Origin of the sequence: Microbacterium oxydans (assembly GCF_000956405.1) — a bacterium.
GTDB classification, from domain to species: domain Bacteria; phylum Actinomycetota; class Actinomycetes; order Actinomycetales; family Microbacteriaceae; genus Microbacterium; species Microbacterium oxydans_C.
The window spans coordinates 24,071-45,556 of sequence record NZ_JYIV01000024.1 but is presented as its reverse complement, the minus strand read 5'-3'; the positions used below and the strand labels follow the sequence as shown (position 1 = coordinate 45,556).

The window sequence follows — 21,486 nt, the reverse complement described above, 5'->3', positions numbered from 1 at the left end:
TCTCTCTGTCACACATCTGGTCTGAGCCCGCGGGCATCAGATGTCGAGGAAGCGGACGTCCTTGGCGTTGCGCTGGATGAAGCTGCGCCGGGACTCGACGTCTTCACCCATCAGCACGCTGAAGATCTCGTCGGCGGCTGCTGCATCTTCGATGGTGATCTGCTGCAGGGTGCGCGTGGTGTGATCCATCGTCGTCTCCCACAGCTCCTTCGGGTTCATCTCGCCGAGACCCTTGTAGCGCTGGATGCCGGCGTCCTTCGGGATGCGCTTGCCGTTTTCGATGCCGTGCTTGAGCAGGGCGTCGCGCTCGGCGTCGCTGAACACGTACTCGTGAGCCGAGTTCGACCACTTGAGCCGATAGAGCGGCGGCATGGCGAGGTACACGAAGCCGGCCTCGATGAGTCCGCGCATGTAGCGGAAGAGCAGCGTCAGCAGCAGCGTGGTGATGTGCTGGCCATCGACGTCGGCATCGGCCATCAGCACGATCTTGTGATAGCGCGCCTTCTCGATGTCGAACTCTTCGCCGATGCCGGTGCCGAAGGCCTGGATCATCGCCTGGACCTCCTTGTTGCCGAGCGCCTTGTCGAGACGTGCGCGCTCCACGTTGAGGATCTTTCCTCGGAGAGCCAGGATCGCCTGGGTGTGCGGGTCGCGACCCTGCACGGCGGAACCGCCTGCCGAGTCACCCTCGACGAGGAAGATCTCGCTGATCGACGGATCCTTGCTCGTGCAGTCCTTGAGCTTGTCGGGCATTGCCGCCGACTCGAAGACGCTCTTGCGACGCGCTGTCTCACGGGCCTTCCGCGCGGCGAGACGAGCCGTGGCGGCGTCGATCGCCTTGCGGATGATGTTCTTCGCCTGGTTCGGGTTGCGCTCCAGCCAGTCACCCAGCTGGTCGCCGACCACCTTCTGCACGAAGGCCTTCGCCTCGGTGTTGCCGAGCTTCGTCTTGGTCTGCCCCTCGAACTGGGGCTCACCGAGCTTGATGGAGATGACCGCGGTCAGCCCCTCGCGCACGTCGTCGCCGGAGAGGTTGTCGTCCTTCTCCTTGAGGAGGTTGTTCGCTCGCGCGTACTTGTTGACCAGGGTCGTCAGTGCCGCACGGAAGCCTTCCTCGTGCGTTCCACCCTCGTGGGTGTTGATGGTGTTGGCGTAGGTGAACACGTTCTCGGTGTACGAGGTCGTCCACTGCATCGCGACCTCGAGCGAGATCTTGCGCTCGGTGTCCTCCGACTCGAAGGCGATGATCTCGTCGTTGACCACTTCGGCGTGGCGCACCTTGTTGAGGTACTCGACGTAGTCGACCAGCCCGCGCTCATAGAAGAACACGTCACTGGGCTGCTTGGTGACGGTCGCGCCATCCTCCTCGACTTCATAGGTCGAGGACTCGCGCTCGTCTCGCAGCTCGATGCGCAGTCCCTTGTTGAGGAACGCCATCTGCTGGAAGCGCGTGCGGAGCGTGTCGTAGTCGAACTCGATCGTCTCCTGGAAGATCTCCGCGTCCGGCCAGAACGTGATGCTCGTTCCGGTCTCGTCGGTCGCCTCGCCCTTCTCGAGCTTCTGCTGGGGGACGCCGCCATCGGCGAAGCTGTGTCGCCAGACGAATCCCTTCTGCTTGACCTCCACGTCGAATCGCGTCGAGAGCGCGTTGACGACGGAGGATCCGACGCCGTGCAGACCGCCGGAGACGGCGTAGGCGCCACCGCCGAACTTTCCACCGGCGTGCAGGATCGTGAGCACCACCTCGACCGTCGACTTGTTCGGGTCGGAGGAGTGCGGATCGACCGGGATGCCTCGACCGTTGTCGACGACGCGCACGCCACCGTCGGCGAGCATGGTCACGAGAATCGTGTCGGCGTAGCCGGCCAGCGCCTCATCGACCGAGTTGTCGACGATCTCGTAGACCAGGTGGTGCAGACCTCGCGGACCGGTGGACCCGATGTACATACCGGGGCGCTTGCGCACAGCCTCGAGGCCCTCGAGGATCTGGATCGAATCCGCGCCGTACTCTCCGGGCTGCTTCGGCTTGGGTGCAGTGGTGCCCTCGGTTGCGGGGGTTCCCCCGGTGTTCGATTCCGTCTCGTCAGCAGGGGATTCAGGCGTCATCAGAGGGCATTCTCCACATCGATATCACGAACTCCCATTCTAGCGGAGTTTCGTGGAGAAATGCCGCTCAACGGCCGTGTGTGCGCCTCTGAGCGTGTCGACCCCCTCGCGTGGTGCCCTACCCGTAGGTATCGCGTGGGCCCCGTCCTGGAACGGCTCTGGGACCCCATTTCCAGGAGGGGACGTCCGGTCCGATGAACCGGAGGTTCTCCACCCCCGCGTCCGGATACCGGCGACCGATCTCGGTGAGGATCGTCGCGCGCATGAACTGCAGGTTCTTCGCCCACGCCGTCGAGTCGCACTTGACGGTCAGCAGACCGCGCTCCAGAGAGACGGGCTCCGAATGCTTGGCGGTGTCAGCACCCGCGAGATCAGCCCACTGCCGCACGAGGTCCTCCCTCGCGAGGGTGATCTGCCACCCCGAGTCCCGACTCAGCTTGTCGAGCACAGCGCCCAACGCGCCGGGATCGCGCCCCGGAGTGAACGGAACATTGTCTTCGTCCGTGGAGATACGCCGTTTGCGCTTCCAGCTCTTCGAACTCGGCTGCAGACCGCGCAGGCGCAGGTACGTGCCGACCGTCTCGGGAACCTCAGCGATCGGGGTGGAGGCCGGGGGAGTCGATGCCGGGTCAGTCATCCGCGGCCTCCCTTTCATCGCTGATCGTTCCGGCGCTGATCCGCACCACATGGGCGTGCAGCACCTCGGGGATATCCTCCTCCACCGCTGCCGTCACCACCACCTGCTCGTACCCGGCCGTGAGTGCGGCGAGGCGTCGACGGCGATCAGCGTCGAGTTCTGCGAAGACATCGTCGAGGATGAGCACGGGATCACCGGCCGGAGACTCGCTGCGCAACAGCTCGGCCGATGCGAGTCGGAGTGCCAGGGCGACCGACCAGGACTCGCCGTGCGAGGCATAGCCCTTCACAGGGAGGTCGCGGACACGCAGCACCAGATCGTCGCGATGAGGGCCGGTGAGAGTGAGGCCCCGCTCGAGTTCACTCGATCGCTTCGCCGCGAGCGAGGCACGGAACAGCTCAGCGATGTGGAGAGGATCGCCGAACCTGTCGGCCGAGGATCCGGCCTTCACGCCGTCCGAGGCATCCTCGCCCTCTTCCGGATCGGCCCCGCCGACCGAGAGCGCCCACTCCAGCTGGGGGCGATGGTCGGCTCCCGCGATCGCCTCGTACGCATCGGCGACCGGCTGCTGCAGATCCGCAGCCAGACGCTGTCGTGCGGTGATGATCTCCGAGCCGAGGGACACCAGCTTGTCGTCCCACACATCGAGGGTGCTGAGTGCTTCGCCGCGGATTCCTCGGGCCCTCGCGGACTTCAACAGCGCATTGCGTTGCTTGAGAACACGGTCGTAGTCGCCGAGGACGGCAGCGAGTCGCGGGGTGCGCTGGATGAGCAGCTGATCGGTGAAGCGGCGCCGAGCAGAGGGATCACCCCGCACGATCTGCAGGTCTTCCGGAGCGAAGAGCACCACGTGCGCATAGCGGGGGAGCTCGTTCGGCTTGGAGGGGGAGCCGTTGATGCGGGCCTTGTTCGATCCCTGCCGGTTGACCTGCACTTCGGCGAGCACGCGGCGCTCACCGTGGGAGAGACGAGCCCGGATGACGGCGAACTCCTGCCCATCGCGCACCATCGGCGCATCGGAAGAGACACGGTGCGACCCCAGCGTGGCCAGGAAGACGACGGCTTCGGCGAGGTTCGTCTTCCCCTGGCCGTTCCGACCCACCAGAACGTTCGGGCCCCGATGGAGAGTGAGCTCGGCGGTCGCGTAATTGCGGAAATCGACCAGACTCAGGTGCTCCACAATCACGGAGCCAGCCTACCTTCGGGGGCTGACACCGAAGGGTCAGCGCAGGAGGAGGTTGGGCTGCAGCAGGTACTTGAAGGAGTCGAGGCCCGCCTGGTCGACCGAAGTCTGACTCGTGATGAGAACCGGGCTGAGCTTGTTGGCGTTGTCGCTCGAGGTGAACGTGACGCGCACGAACTCGCTCTTCACCGCGCCGAGCGCCTCGATGAGGTACTGCGGGTTCAGCCCCAACGTGACCTCGTCACCACCGGAGAGGATCGCGTCGACCGACTCCGAAGCGCGCGCGTGGTCTCCGCCGGACGCGTCCATCGTGACGCTGTCGTGCGAGAACGTGAAACGCAGGGGAGCGGCACGATCGAGGACGAGCGATACGCGGCGGACCGCTTCGACGAGGTCGGCGGTGTTCACGACCGCGTAGTGGTCGGTCTGTTCGGGGAACAGGCGGCGGACCGGAGGGAAATTTCCCTTGATCAGGAGCGAAGTGACGGTCTTGTTGCCCGCGGTGAAGGCGATGATCTCACGGTCGCCTGCTCCGGAGAACGCGATCTGGATCGTGCCGGCATGCCCGAAGGTCTTCCCGACCTCGAGAAGTGTCCGCGCAGGAACGAGCGCGGTGGCGTCGACGGCTTCGCCGTCCCACGGCACATCGCGCAGCGAGACGCGGTAGCGGTCGGTGGCGACGAGGCTCAGCGTCTGTCCGGACACTTCCAGCTGCACACCGGTCAGCACCGGGGTCACATCGTCACGAGATGCGGCGAATCCAACCTGAGCGATCGCGGTTCCGAAGTCGTCGGCGGGGACGACGCCCGACGAGCCGGTCACCTCGGGGATCGACGGGTATTCCTCCACGGGCATGGCTGCGAGGGTGAATCGTGCGGACCCGCAGGTGACCGCGATTCCGCCGTCCTCCTCGACCGCGATCTCGATCGGCGCGTTCGGCAGGCGGCTGGCGATGTCGGAGAGAAGGCGGCCGTGGACCAGGATCGTGCCCGGTGTCTCCACCGTGGCCTCGATCGTGGTGCGCGCAGATGCTTCGTAGTCGAAGGCCGAGAGGGTGAGGCCGGAACCGTCCGCCTCGATCAGCACTCCGGCGAGGATCGGCTGCGGGTTGCGCTGCGGCAGAAGCTTGACGACGAACGAGACAGCCTCGCTGAACACATCGCGGTTGACCTGAAACCTCACGGGTGCTCCCTTGTCGTCGAACTGTGACGCGTTGTCGTCGGCCTGCCGGTGCAGGGCTTCCCATGCTAGCCCCACTGTCCGGCGTATCCCTACGCCGAGGTTCCTGTCATTCGCCGGGTGGGCTCTCCACACCGTCTGGTGATCGGATCGCACCCTGAATGACTTAACTCCTTAACGGTGTTAACAGCTGTGGATACTGTGGATAAGTCGGTGGATATCAGACGCGAGTAGGGAACTACACAGTTGTCAGTTGTGGAAACCCTGAGGAATCCGCGGGTTACCGGGGGTCGCGTACGGGAAGGCCCTCCCGGAGTTATCCACAGGTTTGCATGATCGACCCACATTCGTCCCGACCGAATCCACGGTCATCCACAAGTTATCCACATGTGCATAGAGGCATCTATCGCAGCACCAGAACCCCTGTCGGGGTCACAAAAAAGAGGAGGCCGGCACCCGATCAGGCGCGGACCTCCCCCTTTTTCGAAGACGCGGCGTGTCAGCGGCGTCCGAGCTGGGTCGTGATCTCGGTGACCTGGTTGTAGATGGAGCGACGCTCCTTCATGAGCTCACTGATCTTCTTGTAGGCGTACATGACCGTCGTGTGGTCGCGGTTGCCGAACAGCTGCCCGATCTTGGGAAGGGAGAGGTTCGTCCGCTCCCGGCACAGGTACATGGCGATCTGGCGTGCGGTGGCGATCTGCTGCGAACGGCTGGAGCCGTACAGATCGTCGACGGTGAGCTTGAAGTACTGCGCAGTCGCGGTGATGATGTCGGTCGGCGAGATGACGTTGTCCTCTGCCGTGTCGATGATGTCGCGGAGCACGGTCTGAGCAAGCGCGATGTCGAGAGGCGATCGATTGAGGCTGGCGAACGCGGAGACGCGGATCAGTGCACCCTCCAGCTCGCGGATGTTCGAGGAGACGACCGTGGCGATGTACTCGAGCACCTCGTCGGGGATGTGCAGCGATTCGCTCTGGGCCTTCTTACGGAGGATGGCGATACGGGTCTCGAGGTCGGGGGCCTGGACGTCGGTGATGAGGCCCCACTCGAAGCGGCTGCGCATCCTGTCCTCGAAGCCGGTCAGGAGCTTGGGAGCGACATCGCTGGTGATGACCACCTGCTTGTTGTGGTCGTGCAGGGTGTTGAACGTGTGGAAGAAGGCTTCCTGGGTCTCGGCTCGTCCCTGCAGGAACTGGATGTCGTCGATGAGGAGGATGTCGACCTCCCGGTAGCGCGCCTGGAATGCGGCGCCGCGGTTGTTGGCGATGGAGTTGATGAAGTCGTTCGTGAACTCCTCGCTGGAGACGTACCTCACCTTCACCCCCGCGTAGAGCGATTGGGCGTAGTCGCCGATGGCGTGGAGGAGGTGCGTCTTGCCGAGTCCCGAGTCGCCGTAGATGAAGAGAGGGTTGTACGCCTTGGCCGGTGCTTCGGCGACCGCGACGGCTGCTGCGTGGGCGAAGCGGTTCGACTGGCCGATCACGAAGTTGTCGAAGGTGTACTTCGGGTTGAGGCGCGACTCATGGCGCGTGGGTGTGGGGGCCGGCTCCATGGGCGACTCTGCGCGCGTCTGCTCCTGACGGCCGAAGTCACCGACGGTGATCGGCGCGGTCTGCTGCTCCGCGAGCTCGTGGTTGACCACGACCCGGTAGGAGGTGACCTCGTCGCCGATGTGGGAGAGCGCCTCCATGATCGGCAGACGCAGCCGCTTGTTGATCTGCGCTGCAGTGAGGTCGTTCGGGACCTCGAGATAGAGCGTGGCCGACATCACACCGGCCGGAACGGCCAGGCTGAGGAAGCCCTGCAGCTGGGGGGTCACCCGGTCATCGTCGACCAGAAGCTCCTGCACCGTGGTCCAGATGGGGACGTCGGGCTGGGCAGGTGAGGACATGACGCTCCGGGCGGGTGATCGAGGCGGGGTCTACGTGCCGTGTCCCCTGTGGATAACTTAGGATGCCACGGTAGTCATCCCGGCTGTGAACGGCAACCTGCCCTTGGAATCACGCGGGCGTGTTGCACCGGCGCGACGTTCGGGGGTTGTGGATAATGGCTGTGCACCTGGTTCCGCGCGATGACCCGTGAGCGCCCAGATTTGCTCTGTGCGCCGGTAAGACGTACCCTTACTTGGTTGACTTATGCCATTTTTGGCAGTACCCCATGTCTCCGGTCGAAGTGAACCCGGTGGCAGCATTCCCGGAGTGATTCCATGAGCAAGCGCACCTTCCAGCCCAACAACCGTCGTCGCGCCAAGAAGCACGGCTTCCGCGCCCGCATGCGTACGCGTGCCGGCCGTGGCATCCTCGCCGCCCGCCGCGCGAAGGGCCGCACCGAGCTCTCTGCGTAGTCCGCTGTGCTCGCCCGCCCGTATCGACTGACTCGCGGGAGCGACTATCGTCTGGTCGTTCGTCGCGGCTCCCGTTGTGGTGGGGCACGGGTCATCACCTCGGTGCTGACCACGGGCGAGAACAGAGCCGCAAGGTTCGGATTCATCATCAGCAAGCAGGTGGGCACCGCAGTAGTGCGCAACTCCGTGCGTCGTCGGCTCAAGGCCGTGTGTGCGGAGGCGCTCCCGCGAGTCCCCGAGGGCACGGATGTCGTCATCCGTGCCCTTCCTGCGTCTGCGACCGCTTCTTTCGCCGAGCTCCGAGCCGACGTCGATCGGTGCCTCCGCCGCCTGGAGCCGGTGCCCGCCGCGGTGTCGGCATGACCGCCCTTCCGGCATCGTCCGTCGGCACCGCGCATCTGCACTCGCGGGACCTGGTCCGAAGTATCCCGGTGATCCCCCGCAATCTCGTGCTGGGTTTCCTCACCGCCTACCGCAAGGTCATCTCTCCGATGTATGGAGATGTCTGTGCGTATTACCCCAGCTGTTCCGCCTACGCTGTAGGTGCGGTGCAGCAGCACGGCGCAGTGAAGGGAGCGGCGCTCTCGGCATGGCGCATCCTCCGCTGCAACCCCTGGACCACCGGCGGCGTCGATGACGTCCGTCCGCACGAACACTTCCGCTACGACCTGACCGCACACGGTTTCGTCGTCCCTTCCCGAAAGGACTGATCGGTGGGTCTTGACCTTCTGCTCGCCAGCGCGACTCCCAGCCCCGAACCCGCGGGAGGTGGATTCGATCTGATCGGCACCATCCTGTGGCCGCTCAAGTGGGTCGTCGAGCTCATCCTCGTCGCCTGGCACTGGCTGCTGACTGCTGTCGGGCTGCCGGCTGCCTCCGGCCTCACCTGGGTGCTGTCGATCGTCGGACTCGTGATCGTCGTCCGCGCCGCGCTGATTCCGCTCTTCGTGAAGCAGATCAAGAGCCAGCGAAAGATGATGGAAATCGCTCCTGAACTGCGAAAAGTTCAGGAGAAGTACCGCGGTAAGAAGGATCAGCTCTCTCGTGAGGCCATGAGCCGCGAGACCATGGCGCTGTACAAGAAGCACGGTACGACACCGATGTCGAGCTGCCTGCCTCTCCTGGTGCAGATGCCCATCTTCTTCTCCCTCTACAGCGTGCTGAGCGACGTGAGCAAGCACGCGCGGGACAACATCGGCGGTGTCGGTCTCCTCAGCCCGGAGCTGACGAAGGAGTTCTACGACGCGAAGCTCTTCGGCGTTGCGTCGCTGCACGAGAATCTGGGCAATGCGATCGATGCGCAGAACACGACGGCCATCATCATCCTGGTCACGCTCGTCGTACTCATGATCGGCTCGCAGTTCTTCACGCAGCTGCAGATCATCTCGAAGAACCTGTCGCCCGAGGCCAAGACGGGCCAGGCGTACCAGATGCAGAAGATCATGCTCTACGTGCTTCCGCTGGGCTTCATCTTCTCCGGTGTCTTCTTCCCGCTCGGTGTCGTCGTGTACTGGTTCATCTCGAACCTCTGGACCATGGGTCAGCAGTTCCTCGTCATCCGCGAGATGCCGACGCCCGGTTCTGAAGCCGCCAAGGCTCGCGAGGAGCGTCTCGCGCGCAAGGGCAAGGCGATCGACTCTTCCGGCAAGGTCGTCCCGATGGCTGCCTACGAGGCGGAGCAGCAGCGTCTGCTCGAAGAGGCCGAGAAGGCCAAGGCAGAGGCACCGAAGCGTCAGCAGCCGGTCGGCAAGAAGCGTGCGAAGAAGAAGGGGAGCGGTTCATGAGCGAGACCATGACCGACAACACGGAGCCGACGGTGGCTCAGCTCGAGCATGAGGGAGACGTTGCGGCGGACTACCTCGAGGAGCTTCTCGACATTGCAGACATCGACGGCGATCTGAACCTGGATGTACGCCAGGGCCGGGCCTACGTGTCGGTCGAGGCTGAGGGCGATGCCCTTGCACTGCTCTCCGCCCCCGAGACGGTCCAGGCACTGCAGGAGCTCACCCGTCTTGCGGTGCAGAGCAAGACCGGCTCGTTCTCGCGACTGATCCTCGACATCGCCGGCTCTCGTGACACCCGTCGCCGTCAGCTGGAGACCCTGGTCGATGCCGCGGCAGCGAAGCTCGACGAAGGTTCTTCGCAGGCATCGCTGCCCTCCATGTCGAGCTATGAGCGCAAGCTCGTGCATGACATCGCCGCGGACCGGGGCCTGGTCTCCGAGTCATACGGTGAGGGCGCTGACCGCCACACGGTCCTTCGCCGTCGTTGACGTTTCACGTGAAACATCGCTGGAACGGGGATGCCCATGAGTGACCTCGAGCAGGAGCCGTCTGTCGCCACCGATCTCTTCGGGGATCGCATCGACGTCGCACGCGCATTCACTGATGCTCTTGCCCGGGAAGGGGAGGAGCGCGGTCTTATCGGGCCTCTCGAGCTGCCGCGCCTGTGGACGAGGCACATCCTCAACAGTGCGATCGCGGCTCCACTGTTCCATGGTTCGGTGGCCGATGTCGGTTCGGGCGCGGGCCTCCCGGGGTTGGTTCTTGCGATTGCCCGCCCTGACGTGCAGTGGACGCTGATCGAACCGATGGAGCGACGGACCACCTGGCTGAATGAGCAGGTGGGTGCACTGGAACTCTCCAATGTCACGGTGCTCCGAGCTCGTGCCGAGGACGTTCGTCCTCCCGACGGTTTCGATGTGGTTACTGCTCGCGCAGTGAGCGCACTTCGCACGTTGATCCCCTGGACCGCACCGTTGGTTCGTGACGGCGGGGAACTCACCCTCCTCAAAGGCTTGAACGCAGCGAACGAGATCGATGCCGCGCAGAAGCAGATCAAGAAGTTCCGGCTCTCCGACGTTCGCGTCGAGGTGCTGGGCGAGGGAGTCATCCCCGAGACGACTCGGGTGGTACGGGCTCGCGTGCGATAGTACAGGGCTCTCTGAAGTGGGGTGTTTCACGTGAAACACCCCACTTTTTTGTGAGCTCGGTCTGTCGGAGGGCCTGCTCCGCCCCGTGGTGCGGGAGGGGCAACGGAGTCCACGCTCACACCGACGACTCGGGTGAGGGGACCGTGGGTAAGCGTGCTGCCGATTCTGTGCGGTTGTCGCGAGTCCTGGGGTCGCGCGTATCGAGGCGAGGGGATAGTCGCAGTGTTTCACGTGAAACATCCCACGCCCCTGCACGGTGTGATCGGAGGCTCTCCCTTCGGTCTCGGGAGGGTTCGCTTCTCGCCTCGCTGAACCAGAGCGTCCGATGGACGCGGGAGCGTGCAGTGTGGTACTGCCGAGAGACGAGACGAGCCCGGTACGGCGCCGGCAGGGGTACCTGCCAGCGCGGGCGGGCCCGCCGCCGGCGTTTCACGTGAAACGGTGGGCTGCTCCGGCGGGGTGCGTGCTTCCGCACCTCAGGACATGGCGCGGGATTCTTCTACTACAGGGGAGGGCGCGCCTTGGCCTGAATGGGACAGAGTCAACCAAGCAGTCCGCCTACCGTCCGCATCGAGCACGGACCCCCTGAAGGGCGCCGTGCCATGGGGTGCGGCATCGCGGTGCGTTTCACGTGAAACGAGCCATGAGAGGGGTAGGTGCGCCGAACCCGCGTGTGTGGGAGCAGCCTGGAGAATGGCCGCGGCAGTGCGCACCTGAACCTCGATGACAGAGCGCCGGATGGGCCGCCATGGGGTAGGTCATTCCGGGCGACTTGCGATGAAGGCTGATGGCGCCATGAGGCTGGGTCACCGCGCCGGGTGGAGCTCCGACAACGTCGCGCTGAAGAAGGTAGGGATCTTCGCTCCGGGTGATGTTTCACGTGAAACGCCCTGACCGCGTGCGTGGAGCTCGGGACAGATGGGAGCCGCAGAAGACCTATCGTCCAGACACGCCCGCATGCACAGAGCACCGCCGCGCAGTGGGTCGCGAGGTGTGTGAAAGGCAGGAGGCTAAGTGGCGCGCGCATTGATCTTGGCCGTGGCGACCAGAAGATTCCCTCGGTGACTTGTTCTCGCTTGCGATGGAGTGTCCTTGGGATGGTGCAGCCACGGTCGGCACTCGATAGTGGACGAAGCTGGAGCCGGGAGTTCAGCAGGAGAGTTCATGAATGCAGCCACGACGGGTGCGGCACAGCCGGGCATACTCACGCCTTCGTTTCACGTGAAACATCCCGTGTTGAGACAGCAGCATGAGCGAGGTCACTGCCGGTGTGCCACCGGAAAAGCGGCAATGAGCACCGCCGAAGGATCCGTGAGGCACCCTCCCGTCATTCAACGTCGCTCCTTACGATTAGAGTGGAACGCGGCCCCGAAAGGAGTGGATGTTTCACGTGAAACCATCCGAGAAGACATCCTCGAACGAATCGTTCGGGATGGATACGCCGCTTGCGCGGGAACTCGCTGACCTCTCCGCCCGCAGGCGCGCACTCGAAGGTGTAGCCGTGGACTTCACGGGGGAGACCCGCGTTCTCACGGTGTCGAACCAGAAGGGCGGGGTGGGGAAGACCACCACCGCAGTGAACATCGCTTCCGCGCTGGCGGGGCTGGGGGCGAAGGTGCTGGTCGTCGACCTCGATCCGCAGGGGAATGCTTCGACCGCCCTGGGGGTGCCCCACAGCGCTGAAGTCCCCAGCGTCTACGACGTGCTGATCGACGAGCTTCCGCTGGCAGACATCGTGCAGCAGAGCCCGGAGGATCCGAACCTCTTCTGCGCACCGAGCACGATCCACCTCGCGGGGGCGGAGATCGAGCTCGTTGCCCAGGTGGCGCGAGAGCACCGCCTTCGTCGCGCGCTCGAGGTGTACCTCACCGAGCACCCGATGGACTTCGTCATCATCGACTGCCCGCCTTCGCTGGGTCTGCTCACGATCAACGCCTTCACCGCCGCGACGGAGGTGTTCATCCCCATCCAGTGCGAGTACTACGCACTCGAGGGACTGAGCCAGCTGCTCGGCAGCATTCAGATGATCCAGAAGCACCTGAACCCGGTGCTCCACCTCTCCACGATCCTGCTGACGATGTTCGATGGACGTACACGCCTGGCGCAGCAGGTCGCGGAAGAGGTGCGAACGCACTTCCCCGAGCAGGTCCTGGAGACGGTGATCCCTCGATCCGTGCGAGTATCCGAGGCCCCGAGTTTCGGCCAGACCGTGATCGCCTACGACGCCCAATCCGCCGGCGCGATCGCGTACCGTGAGGCCGCTGTTGAGATCGCGTCGCGTCCAGCGACGCAGAGCAAGGAGAAATGATGGCGAAGCGCACTGGACTGGGTCGGGGTATCGGTGCCCTCATCCCCACGGCGGATCAGACTGAACGTCCCGTCGACGTCTTCTTCCCGGGTGCGAGCCTGCGACAGACGAACACCGAGGAGGCTCCTGCGGCCACCGTCGAGGTGCCGGAGCTCGAGAACGTCCCCGGTATCCACCTGATCCAGGTCGATCCGAACGAGATCGTCGCGAACCCGCGTCAGCCCCGAACGCACTTCGACCCCGAGGATCTTGCCGAGCTGGTGCACAGCGTTCGTGAGTTCGGGGTGCTGCAGCCGGTCGTCGTTCGGAAGAACAGCGACGGCGAGTACGAACTCATCATGGGGGAGCGGCGTACGCGCGCTGCGCGCGAGGCCGGCCTCGACGTCATCCCCGCGATCGTTCGCGACACTGCGGACGAGGATCTGCTGCGCGACGCTCTGCTGGAGAACCTTCACCGTTCGGAACTGAACCCGCTCGAAGAGGCCTCGGCCTACCAGCAGCTCCTCGAGGACTTCGGGATCACCCAGGAAGAGCTGGCCACGCGCATCGGCCGTTCCCGCCCACAGATCAGCAACACGATCCGGCTGCTGAAGCTTCCTGTGCCGGTGCAGCAGAGAGTGGCGGCGGGAGTGCTCACGGCCGGTCACGCGCGAGCGATCCTGAGCCTCGAGAACCCGGAATCGATGCAGAGGCTTGCGGACAAGGTCGTGAATGAGGACCTCTCCGTGCGCGCCACGGAGGAAGCGGCCAAGGCGCAGCCTCGAGCAAGCTCTTCCGCGAAGCCCACGCCCGGAGCGCGACGCGCGTACCTGGATGAGGTTGCGGGCAAGCTCGGGGACCGCCTCAACACGCGGGTGAAGATCGCGCTGGGAGCGCGAAAAGGCCAGGTCACTATTGATTTCGCTTCGATCCAGGATCTCAACCGCATTCTCGAGGAGCTCGGAGAGGGCGGTTACGGCTCGTCGAAGTGAGGTCCCGGCAGCGACAGCGTTAGCCTAGACTCGCGTCATCGTGACGACGAGGGGGATGTCATGTCGAGAACAGCCGGTCCAGCAGCCATCAAGCGCCGTGTGATCGCGGTCAGTATCGCCGCAGCGTTGGGTGGTTTCCTCTTCGGATTCGACACGGCTGTGATCAACGGCGCCGTTGACGCGCTCGCGGGGGATGTCTCCGGGTTCGACCTCGGCACGGCGTTGAAGGGCTTCGCCGTGTCGTCGGCCCTCATCGGATGCGCTGTCGGTGCGTGGTTCGCCGGGCCCGTCTCCAACAAGTACGGACGTATCCCGGTGATGGTGGTCGCCGCCACCATGTTCTTCGTCTCGGCGATCGGGTCCGGTCTCGCTTTCAGCGTTGTCGACCTCATCATCTGGCGCGTGATCGGGGGACTGGGCGTCGGCGCCGCATCCGTGATCGCGCCGGCGTACATCGCCGAGGTGTCACCTGCAGCGATTCGAGGGCGCCTGGGCTCGCTGCAGCAGCTGGCCATCGTCACCGGTATCTTCGCCGCACTGCTCTCCGATGCGCTGCTCGCAGGCATCGCCGGCGCGGCGGACCAGCCGCTGTGGGGACTCACCGCGTGGCGCTGGATGTTCATGGTCGCCGCGATCCCTGCGCTGGTCTACGGCCTCGTCTCACTCCGTCTCCCGGAGTCTCCGCGTTATCTGGTGCGCAAGGGCGAGCTGAAACGGGCGGCAGACGTGCTCGAGACCGTCACCGGGACGGTCGACGTGCAGGGCAAGATCGAGGAGATCACCGGGACCATCAACACGGAGCGCTCGGAGTCGTTGCGTGATCTGCGTGGCAACCGTCTGGGGCTGAAGCCCATCGTCTGGATCGGCATCCTGCTGTCGGTGTTCCAGCAGTTCGTCGGCATCAACGTTATCTTCTACTACTCGACGACACTCTGGCAGTCTGTGGGCTTCGATGAGTCCAGTGCTCTCCTGACCTCCGTCATCACCTCGGTCACGAACATCGTGGTCACGATCGTGGCGATCCTGCTCGTCGACAAGATCGGTCGCCGGATCATGCTGCTGGTGGGCTCGGTCGGCATGACCGTGACGCTCGGTCTCATGGCGGTGGCCTTCTCGTTCGGCACGCTGGACGCGCAGGGGACGGCCACTCTCCCCGATCCGTGGGCGACGATCGCCCTGATCTGCGCGAACGGCTTCGTGGTGTTCTTCGGCGCGAGCTGGGGCCCGCTGGTCTGGGTCCTGCTCGGCGAGATCTTCCCCAACTCCATCAGGGCCGGCGCCCTCGCGGTGGCCGCAGCGGCACAGTGGGTCGCCAACTTCTTCATCTCCACCACCTTCCCGGCCTTCGCCGAGATCGGCCTCACGTTCGCCTACGGGTTCTACGCGTTCTTCGCCCTCCTGTCGTTCTTCTTCGTGTTCTTCAAGGTGCCGGAGACCAAGGGCAAGGAGCTCGAGGACATGACGGAGAACATGCGGGTGGAGCGCCGGAGGGGTCCGCAGCCGACGTAGGCTGGGAGTATGACCGAGTCCGTACAGCGCCGCGCCAGCCTGGAAGTGCTGCGTGCCGAGGCTGCGGACGAACTCGCGGTGCTCATCCAGGAGCGGCTTCTCGGGGGAGAGGATCCGTGGGAGTTCATGGAAGAGCTTCCGAGTGTCGATGAACTCGTCGTCTACCTGCTGCGCGCAGACAACATCAATGCGAACGACGGTGTGCGCCCCAACGCGGCCAGACACTACCGGGTGCTGCGGCAGATCGCTCTGGAATACCCGGAGCTGACTTCGGCCGTCTGGGGCCTCCTCGACGAGAAGCAGCGCCATCGCCGCTGGGATCCGACCGTCGCCGACGCCTCCTGACGTGGAGTTCGTGCTCGTTCCGCATGACCCGACGTGGTCGGAGACCTTCACACGGGTCGCGGCGGATCTGCGCCGGCACGGGAATCCGGACTGGATCATCGAACATGTCGGATCGACCGCGATCCCCGGGATGAGTGCGAAGCCCATCATCGATGTCGCTGTGCGCATCGCTGACGACGCGGATCTCGACCTGCATCGACCTGGACTCGAGGCCGCAGGGTGGGTGATCGGGAGCAGTGTGCGTAGCCATCGGGTGATGGTCTTCGAGGAGAACGGCGTCCGCACGCGAATCGCCCACTTCTTCGAGACGGCCGATTGGGATCAGGTGAATCAGCGCATCCTTCGCGACTGGTTGTTGCAGAATCCGGAGGATGCCGACCTCTACGAGCGGGTGAAGTACGCTGCGGCGGACGCATCACGCATGGGTGAGGAGTCCTACAACGCGGGGAAGACCGCGGTCGTTCAGCTTCTCATCGACCGTGCACGTGCCGCTCGCGGTCTGCCGTCGGTCTCCGTGTACGACAAAGACTGAGAGGATCGGTCCGGGGGGGGAAGACTCGGGACGTGGATACGAGAAAGGGCCGCACCTCCCCGGGAGGTGCGGCCCTTCGTCTTGGGGGACTCAGCCGATGAACGCGGCCAGGTCCTTCTCCAGCGCGAACTTGGGCTTCGCGCCGATGATGGTCGTCTTGACCTCACCGCCGTGGAAGACCTTCATCGCCGGGATCGACGTGATCTGGTACTTCATCGCCAGCTCAGGGTTCTCGTCGACGTTGAGCTTGAGGATCGTGATCTTGTCGGGGTTGTCCGCCTGGATCTCATCCAGGACCGGCGCGACCATACGACACGGACCACACCACTCAGCCCAGAAGTCCACCAGCACGGGACCGTCGGCCTGCAGAACGTCCTGCTCCCAGGTCGCCTGGCTCGTAGCCTTTGCACTCATCAGAGTTCTCCTTGATTCGAGGTTCGCCTGCTACAACAGCGGGCGAGGGGAAAGTGTTCCCGCCCCTACGCGGTGGCGGTGAGGATCTCCGCGGCCTCGGCGGCCGGAACCTCCACGGAAGGGTCTTCCAGGTCGGCCAGGAAGTGCTCCGCGTCGAGAGCAGCCACCGTGCCGGAGCCGGCCGCCGTGATGGCCTGACGGTAGGTGGGATCGATGACATCACCGGCGGCGAACACACCGGGGACCGACGTCTTCGACGAGCGGCCGTCGACCCAGATGGTGCCCTCCGGCGTCAGTTCGAGCTTGTCGTGCACGAGGTGCGTGCGCGGGTCGTTGCCGATCGCGATGAAGAGTCCGTCGAGCGGAAGGTCGCTGAGCGTGCCATCGACGGTGGAACGCAGCTGCACGCCGGTCACGGAGTCGCCTCCGAGGACCTCGGCAACCTCGCTGTTCCACACGAACTCGATCTTCTCGTTCGCGAAGGCGCGCTCCTGCATGATCTTCGAGGCCCGCAGGGTGTCCTTGCGGTGGATCACGTAGACCTTGTCCGCGAACCGGGTGAGGAACGTGGCCTCTTCCATCGCGGAGTCGCCACCGCCGACGACCGCGATCGTCTTCTCGCGGAAGAAGAATCCGTCGCACGTGGCGCACCAGGAGACTCCGTAGCCCGAGAGGCGCTCTTCGCCCTCGATGTCGAGCTTGCGGTACGCCGAGCCGGTCGCGTAGATGAGGGACTGCGTCTCGTGCTCCGCACCGCTGCCGAGGATGACCTTCTTGACGGGCCCATCGAGCTGGAGCTCGGTGACGTCGTCGTAGACGACCTCGGTGCCGAACTTCTCCGCCTGCTCCTGGAACTTGGCCATGAGCTCGGGTCCCTGGATCCCCTCGGGGAACCCGGGGTAGTTCTCGACCTCCGTGGTGTTCATCAGCTCTCCGCCGACTTCGACGGAGCTCGCGATGAGCAGCGGCTTGAGGTTCGCCCTGGCCGCATAGATGGCAGCCGTGAATCCGGCGGGGCCCGAGCCGATGATGATGACCTGACGCATGTGATCTCCGTCTTAGAAACTGCAGTCGAATGACCTTCGAATGCTTCAACCCATGGTAACCGCGAGGCATTCCCTGCGCAGGGTGGGGCTCAGGCCGCGGAGCGGGCAGGGTAGGTGGATCAGCGCCCGGGGAGGAACCGGCGGACGAGAGCGGTGCCGGCCTTCAGCTCGGGGGCGCGCATCACGGCGAGGATCGCGACGTAGACGACCACCACGACGAGGCCGATGACCGCGGTCGCGAGGGTTCCGGCGATGACGCTTGACGTGGCCCAGCCCGTCGTTCCTCCGAGGAGCAGGAAAATACCCCATCCCGCGAGGCCTGCGGGGACGCCGGCTACCGAGAACCGCAGGATGGACAGCACCCACGATCCGACGTGGAGTCCGCCGATCTTCTTGTGAAGCAACCACGTGGCGACGATCGTCTGCAGAGTGCTGGCGATCGATTGCCCGAGCGCCACAGCTGCGGCCAGCTGCGTCAGCTGCAGTGCGCCCGCCTGCAGGAAGGCCCATGCGGCGAGTGCTGTCCCGACGATGAGGACGCACTGGAAGATCGTGAACCAGAACGGCGTACGTGTGTCGTCGTACGCGTAGAACGTCCGCTGGACGATGAAGAGGATCGTGAGAGGAATGAGCCCGATCAGATAGCACAGCAGCACGAGGGCAGCAGCCTGTGCATCGTCGGCTGACGTCGTGAAGACACGGGACGCGGGGATCGCAGCGGCCCCCACCGCGGCCACGGCGGCGACGATGAAGAAGAGCAGAGTGCGAATGCTTCGCGTGATGTCGGAGCGCACCTCGTCGTGGCGTGCCGCGGACGCATGTTCACTGATCTGCGTGAAGTACGGCGTACCGATGGACAGGACGATGATGGAGTACGGCAGCATGAAGATGAGCCACGCGTTGCCCGTCACAGCGGTGGAAGCGCCCACGCCGGAGGCTGCCGCGACGATCCGCCCCTGGACGATCCCGGCCGCGAGGCTGGCGAAGGCCATGAGGAAGGTCCAGCCGGCCAGGCGCCCGACCTTTCCGAGGCCCACGCCGCGCCATTGGAAGTCGGGTTTGAGTGAGAGCCCTGTTCGTCGCCAGAACAACAGCAGCACGACGGCCTGCAGCACGATTCCACCGGTCGCGACTCCACCGAGCGAGTTGATCATCTCGGGCGTCCACTCGGCCGCCTTGGTCGGAACAGGCGCGAAGAGAGCGCCGATGAGAACGAACCCGATGATGGAGACGATGTTGTTGACGACTGGTGCCCACGTGAAAGGGCCGAAGATACGGCGGGCGTTGAGCGCCTCGCCGAGAAGCGCATACAGGCCGTAGAAGAGGATCTGAGGCAGACACCAGTAGGCGAGTGCAGTCGCCATCGCCTGCACGGGGAGCGGGGCCGTGCCGGCCACGATCGCCACCAGCCACGGTGCCGCCGCCGTCGCGATGGCTGTCACCGCGACGAGGACGACGGTACCCAGCGTGAAGAGTTTCGAGATGAAGGCGTTCCCGCCATCCGCATCCGCAGTCGCTTTGACGATCTGGGGAACGATGACCGCCGTGAGGATGCCGACGGAGATGAGGGCGAACACGCTGTTCGGAAGCGTGTTCGCCAGAGCAAAGGCGTCGGCTGGACCCGAGCCGACAGCGCCGATCACCGCGACGAGGACGATGCTGCGCAGCAGCCCGGTGACGCGGGAGACGAGGGTGCCGGCGCCGATGATGGCGCTCGCCCGGCCGAGGCTACTCATTCGGGTCTTCGGTCGAGGACGTGCGGTCGTTACGCGTCGCATCCGGTCGGGTCGTCACGGCGTCCTCTTCCAATGACTCGATCTCCGCTTCCACAGCAGCCTCCTCGGCGGCTTCGCGGCGCTTGCGGCGGACGGTGCGGATCACACCGAGTGCGATGAGCACGGCGGCGAGACCCCCGAAGACGACGAGGCCGATGGTCTCCCACTCCGCTCGCACGGCGACGCGGATCTTCTGCTGGTCCTGGATCTGCACCCCGGTGGGGCTGTAGAGGCTGAGGCGCAGGTCGACCTCACCGCTGCCCACGCGCGCGGACACCGGCACCTTGACGCGCTTCGTGGAGTTCGCCTCCACGATCGTCTCCGTCATCGGCGTCACCTCGAGACGGGGATCGGTGGGGGAGACGAACAGCTGCACGGTCACGGGCCACGGGAGATCATTGCGCACGGCGATGGGCAGGTCGGCGTTGGCCGTCAGCAGCTGGATGGTGCTCGACGGCGGGATGCTCACTGCTTCCAGTGTCTCGGAGGTGCGCTCGCGGTGCTCCGAGACCTTCTTGGTGAAGGCCTTCGACGACGATCCGACAGCCAGAGTACGGAGGATCCTGATGCGTTCCGGACTGAGCAGCACCTGCGGGTCGGTGAGAATCGACGAGAAGGCCGTGAGCGTTCCTTCGTCGGCCAACAGGTCCGTCACCGCTGCTGCGCGCGCGGGATCGACCTCAGACGTGAGGGAGGCCGATACGGGCGCTGTGGCACGCACAGCCGAGAGCTCGAATCCGATCGAGTCGGCCGTCGAGATGGCGTCGCGCAGGGCGGCGGCGTCCCGCTTCTCGTCGCGGTCGAGTCCGATCAGCAGCGGTGCGCCTGCGACGCGGCTCTCGGCCAGCGTCAGCAGGGCGGCGGCTTCGGCGAGGAGACGTTGGCGGTCGACGGGGTCGGCCTCCGCGGCGACCTGGGAGAGGGATTCTGACAAGCCGCTGTCCGTGACGAGGAGGTCGTGTCCACCGACGGCGGCGTGCGCTGCGCTCTGTCCACCGAGCGCGGCGGAGGAGATCACAGTGCTTGTTCCTTCACCGAGGTAGCTCGTGAAGGAGTCGAGATCCTCTTCCCGCAGCCCGTCCTCCGGCCACAGGATCTGAGGAAGCGCGCCGTCGATCGCGGTGAGTTGCGCGTCGTCGGGAAGTTGAGGTGTGCCGGTCGGGCTGGGCGTGGGGCCCGGTGTCGCGGTCGCTCCTGGCGTGGGCGGCGACGTGGCCGGACCCTTCGGAAAACCCGCGACATCGAGGAACGGTGCCAGCGTCGTCGGCTGCAGCAGTTCGGGCAGACCCGCCTGCGCCTGCGCCGTCGCATCCGCATCGCCGAACTGCAGCGCGAACCGTGTGTTCGGGAGGGCGTCGAGCCGGTCGAGCCAGTCCCTGGCCGTCTCGGGAGCCGCGGAGCCGAGAGCGCGGATCGCAGCGAGGATCGCGGGATCGATGGCGAGCACGGCAGTCGTACCCGCCACGCCGTCGAGCTGCGCGGTGAGAGCACCCTCAGGCCCGGTGAGGGCGGCGAGCTCTTCCGAGCTCAGCAGCACGCCGTTCTCGGGAGTCGCCGTCAGGGGCACCAGCACACCGACCTGAGCCGTCTGGGAGTCGGCCACGACGAGCACGCTGGTCGCGGTGGCCTCGACCGTCGCCGAACGATCGTCAGCCGAGTCGGCGGACTTCGCACCCGTGAGCTCCGCTCGAATCGGGTAGACACCGGGGGCGAGGGCGCCCAGGGTCTCAGCGGGGACGAACACCGTCGTCATGGCGGAGGCTCCGGCATCGAGCGCGCCCGTCGTGTCGGAGCCGATCGCGTCGAAGTCGCCCGGAGCCTCTCCGTCATCGAGCCAGCTGGTGACGGAGGCTTCGTCGGTCAGGGGAGTCCGGCTGAGCTCCACCTGCACCTGGCCGCTCGACAGCTTGGACTCCGTCTCGTTCTGCACTGTGAGCATCGCCGTGGTCGAGGATCCGGGAGCGACGAGGCCGCGCAGACCCGCAGAGAGGTGGAAGCCGACGCTCGCTTCATCGGTGGAAGCAGACCCACCGGCGGCGAGGGCCGTGCTCGGAACCGCAACGGCGCAGGCGCCCAGTACGATCGCGAGAAAGGCGGTCCTGCCGGCGAGCCTTCGCAGGCGCGCACGGAGGCCGTGCTCAGGGGTGATCGCGGTCATGAGGGTCTTCCTCGAACGCCCGGAACGGGGCTGCTCGTGAGTAC

20 protein-coding genes are annotated in these 21,486 nt (G+C 65.2%); 11 read left to right on the top strand and 9 right to left on the bottom strand.

The window, feature by feature from the left end; translation table 11 throughout:
* Window positions 1–36: 36 nt before the first annotated feature.
* The 5 genes from gyrB to dnaA all read right to left on the bottom strand — a co-directional run bounded on the left by gyrB (window position 37) and on the right by dnaA (window position 6,876).
* The gene (gyrB, locus tag RN51_RS08010) at window positions 37–2,106 is read right to left on the bottom strand and encodes a DNA topoisomerase (ATP-hydrolyzing) subunit B (RefSeq protein ID WP_045263527.1); all 2,070 of its coding nucleotides are present in this window, start codon (window positions 2,104–2,106) and stop codon (window positions 37–39) included.
* A gap of 118 nt (window positions 2,107–2,224) precedes the next feature.
* Window positions 2,225–2,743 (bottom strand): DUF721 domain-containing protein, encoded by a 519-nt coding sequence (locus tag RN51_RS08005; protein ID WP_045263526.1) that lies wholly within the window; start codon window positions 2,741–2,743, stop codon window positions 2,225–2,227.
* Complete coding sequence (gene recF, locus RN51_RS08000; protein ID WP_045263525.1) at window positions 2,736–3,929, bottom strand: DNA replication/repair protein RecF; 1,194 nt, start codon at window positions 3,927–3,929, stop codon at window positions 2,736–2,738. Before recF ends, RN51_RS08005 begins: the two co-directional genes overlap by 8 nt.
* A gap of 36 nt (window positions 3,930–3,965) precedes the next feature.
* Window positions 3,966–5,108 (bottom strand): DNA polymerase III subunit beta, encoded by a 1,143-nt coding sequence (gene dnaN / locus RN51_RS07995; RefSeq protein WP_045263641.1) that lies wholly within the window; start codon window positions 5,106–5,108, stop codon window positions 3,966–3,968.
* Window positions 5,109–5,604: 496 nt separating this feature from the next.
* Window positions 5,605–6,876, bottom strand: a complete 1,272-nt coding sequence (dnaA, locus tag RN51_RS07990) for a chromosomal replication initiator protein DnaA (protein ID WP_419865795.1) — start codon at window positions 6,874–6,876, stop codon at window positions 5,605–5,607.
* A 438-nt stretch (window positions 6,877–7,314) separates the two neighbouring features.
* On the opposite strand from dnaA, the gene rpmH reads away from it, so the two are divergent.
* The 11 genes from rpmH (at window position 7,315) to RN51_RS07935 (ending at window position 16,049) form a co-directional block, all read left to right on the top strand.
* Window positions 7,315–7,452: a 50S ribosomal protein L34 gene (gene rpmH / locus RN51_RS07985; protein ID WP_013584598.1), complete on the top strand. Its 138-nt coding sequence runs from the start codon at window positions 7,315–7,317 to the stop codon at window positions 7,450–7,452.
* A 6-nt stretch (window positions 7,453–7,458) separates the two neighbouring features.
* The gene (gene rnpA, locus RN51_RS07980) at window positions 7,459–7,815 is read left to right on the top strand and encodes a ribonuclease P protein component (protein ID WP_045263523.1); all 357 of its coding nucleotides are present in this window, start codon (window positions 7,459–7,461) and stop codon (window positions 7,813–7,815) included.
* A complete protein-coding gene (yidD, locus tag RN51_RS07975; protein WP_045263522.1) occupies window positions 7,812–8,162 on the top strand; it encodes a membrane protein insertion efficiency factor YidD in 351 nt (116 codons plus the stop codon). The genes rnpA and yidD overlap by 4 nt, the downstream gene beginning before the upstream one ends.
* Before the next feature lie 3 nt (window positions 8,163–8,165).
* Window positions 8,166–9,236, top strand: coding sequence for a membrane protein insertase YidC (gene yidC, locus RN51_RS07970; protein WP_045263521.1), 1,071 nt, complete (start codon window positions 8,166–8,168; stop codon window positions 9,234–9,236).
* Window positions 9,233–9,724 (top strand): protein jag, encoded by a 492-nt coding sequence (locus RN51_RS07965; RefSeq protein ID WP_045263520.1) that lies wholly within the window; start codon window positions 9,233–9,235, stop codon window positions 9,722–9,724. The genes yidC and RN51_RS07965 overlap by 4 nt, the downstream gene beginning before the upstream one ends.
* A gap of 36 nt (window positions 9,725–9,760) precedes the next feature.
* Window positions 9,761–10,384, top strand: coding sequence for a 16S rRNA (guanine(527)-N(7))-methyltransferase RsmG (gene rsmG, locus RN51_RS07960; RefSeq protein WP_045263640.1), 624 nt, complete (start codon window positions 9,761–9,763; stop codon window positions 10,382–10,384).
* Window positions 10,385–11,816: 1,432 nt separating this feature from the next.
* Window positions 11,817–12,692 carry a ParA family protein gene (locus RN51_RS07955; RefSeq protein WP_231579254.1) on the top strand — a complete coding sequence of 292 codons (876 nt, stop codon included), beginning with the start codon at window positions 11,817–11,819 and terminating at the stop codon, window positions 12,690–12,692.
* Window positions 12,692–13,663: a ParB/RepB/Spo0J family partition protein gene (locus RN51_RS07950; protein ID WP_082066519.1), complete on the top strand. Its 972-nt coding sequence runs from the start codon at window positions 12,692–12,694 to the stop codon at window positions 13,661–13,663. The genes RN51_RS07955 and RN51_RS07950 overlap by 1 nt, the downstream gene beginning before the upstream one ends.
* A gap of 60 nt (window positions 13,664–13,723) precedes the next feature.
* Window positions 13,724–15,172 carry a sugar porter family MFS transporter gene (locus RN51_RS07945; RefSeq protein WP_197073209.1) on the top strand — a complete coding sequence of 483 codons (1,449 nt, stop codon included), beginning with the start codon at window positions 13,724–13,726 and terminating at the stop codon, window positions 15,170–15,172.
* Between the two features lie 9 nt (window positions 15,173–15,181).
* Window positions 15,182–15,517, top strand: a complete 336-nt coding sequence (locus RN51_RS07940) for a hypothetical protein (RefSeq protein ID WP_021201393.1) — start codon at window positions 15,182–15,184, stop codon at window positions 15,515–15,517.
* A gap of 1 nt (window position 15,518) precedes the next feature.
* On the top strand, window positions 15,519–16,049 hold the full coding sequence (locus tag RN51_RS07935) for a GrpB family protein (protein WP_052674637.1): 531 nt from the start codon (window positions 15,519–15,521) through the stop codon (window positions 16,047–16,049).
* Between the two features lie 90 nt (window positions 16,050–16,139).
* Here RN51_RS07935 and trxA read toward each other — a convergent pair whose 3' ends face one another.
* The 4 genes from trxA to RN51_RS07915 form a co-directional block, all read right to left on the bottom strand.
* Window positions 16,140–16,463, bottom strand: a complete 324-nt coding sequence (gene trxA, locus RN51_RS07930) for a thioredoxin (protein WP_021201395.1) — start codon at window positions 16,461–16,463, stop codon at window positions 16,140–16,142.
* Between the two features lie 65 nt (window positions 16,464–16,528).
* Window positions 16,529–17,509 carry a thioredoxin-disulfide reductase gene (trxB, locus tag RN51_RS07925; RefSeq protein WP_045263516.1) on the bottom strand — a complete coding sequence of 327 codons (981 nt, stop codon included), beginning with the start codon at window positions 17,507–17,509 and terminating at the stop codon, window positions 16,529–16,531.
* A 119-nt stretch (window positions 17,510–17,628) separates the two neighbouring features.
* The gene (gene murJ, locus RN51_RS07920) at window positions 17,629–19,245 is read right to left on the bottom strand and encodes a murein biosynthesis integral membrane protein MurJ (protein WP_045263515.1); all 1,617 of its coding nucleotides are present in this window, start codon (window positions 19,243–19,245) and stop codon (window positions 17,629–17,631) included.
* Window positions 19,238–21,442, bottom strand: a complete 2,205-nt coding sequence (locus RN51_RS07915) for a DUF6049 family protein (protein WP_045263514.1) — start codon at window positions 21,440–21,442, stop codon at window positions 19,238–19,240. Before RN51_RS07915 ends, murJ begins: the two co-directional genes overlap by 8 nt.
* Window positions 21,443–21,486 lie beyond the last annotated feature (44 nt).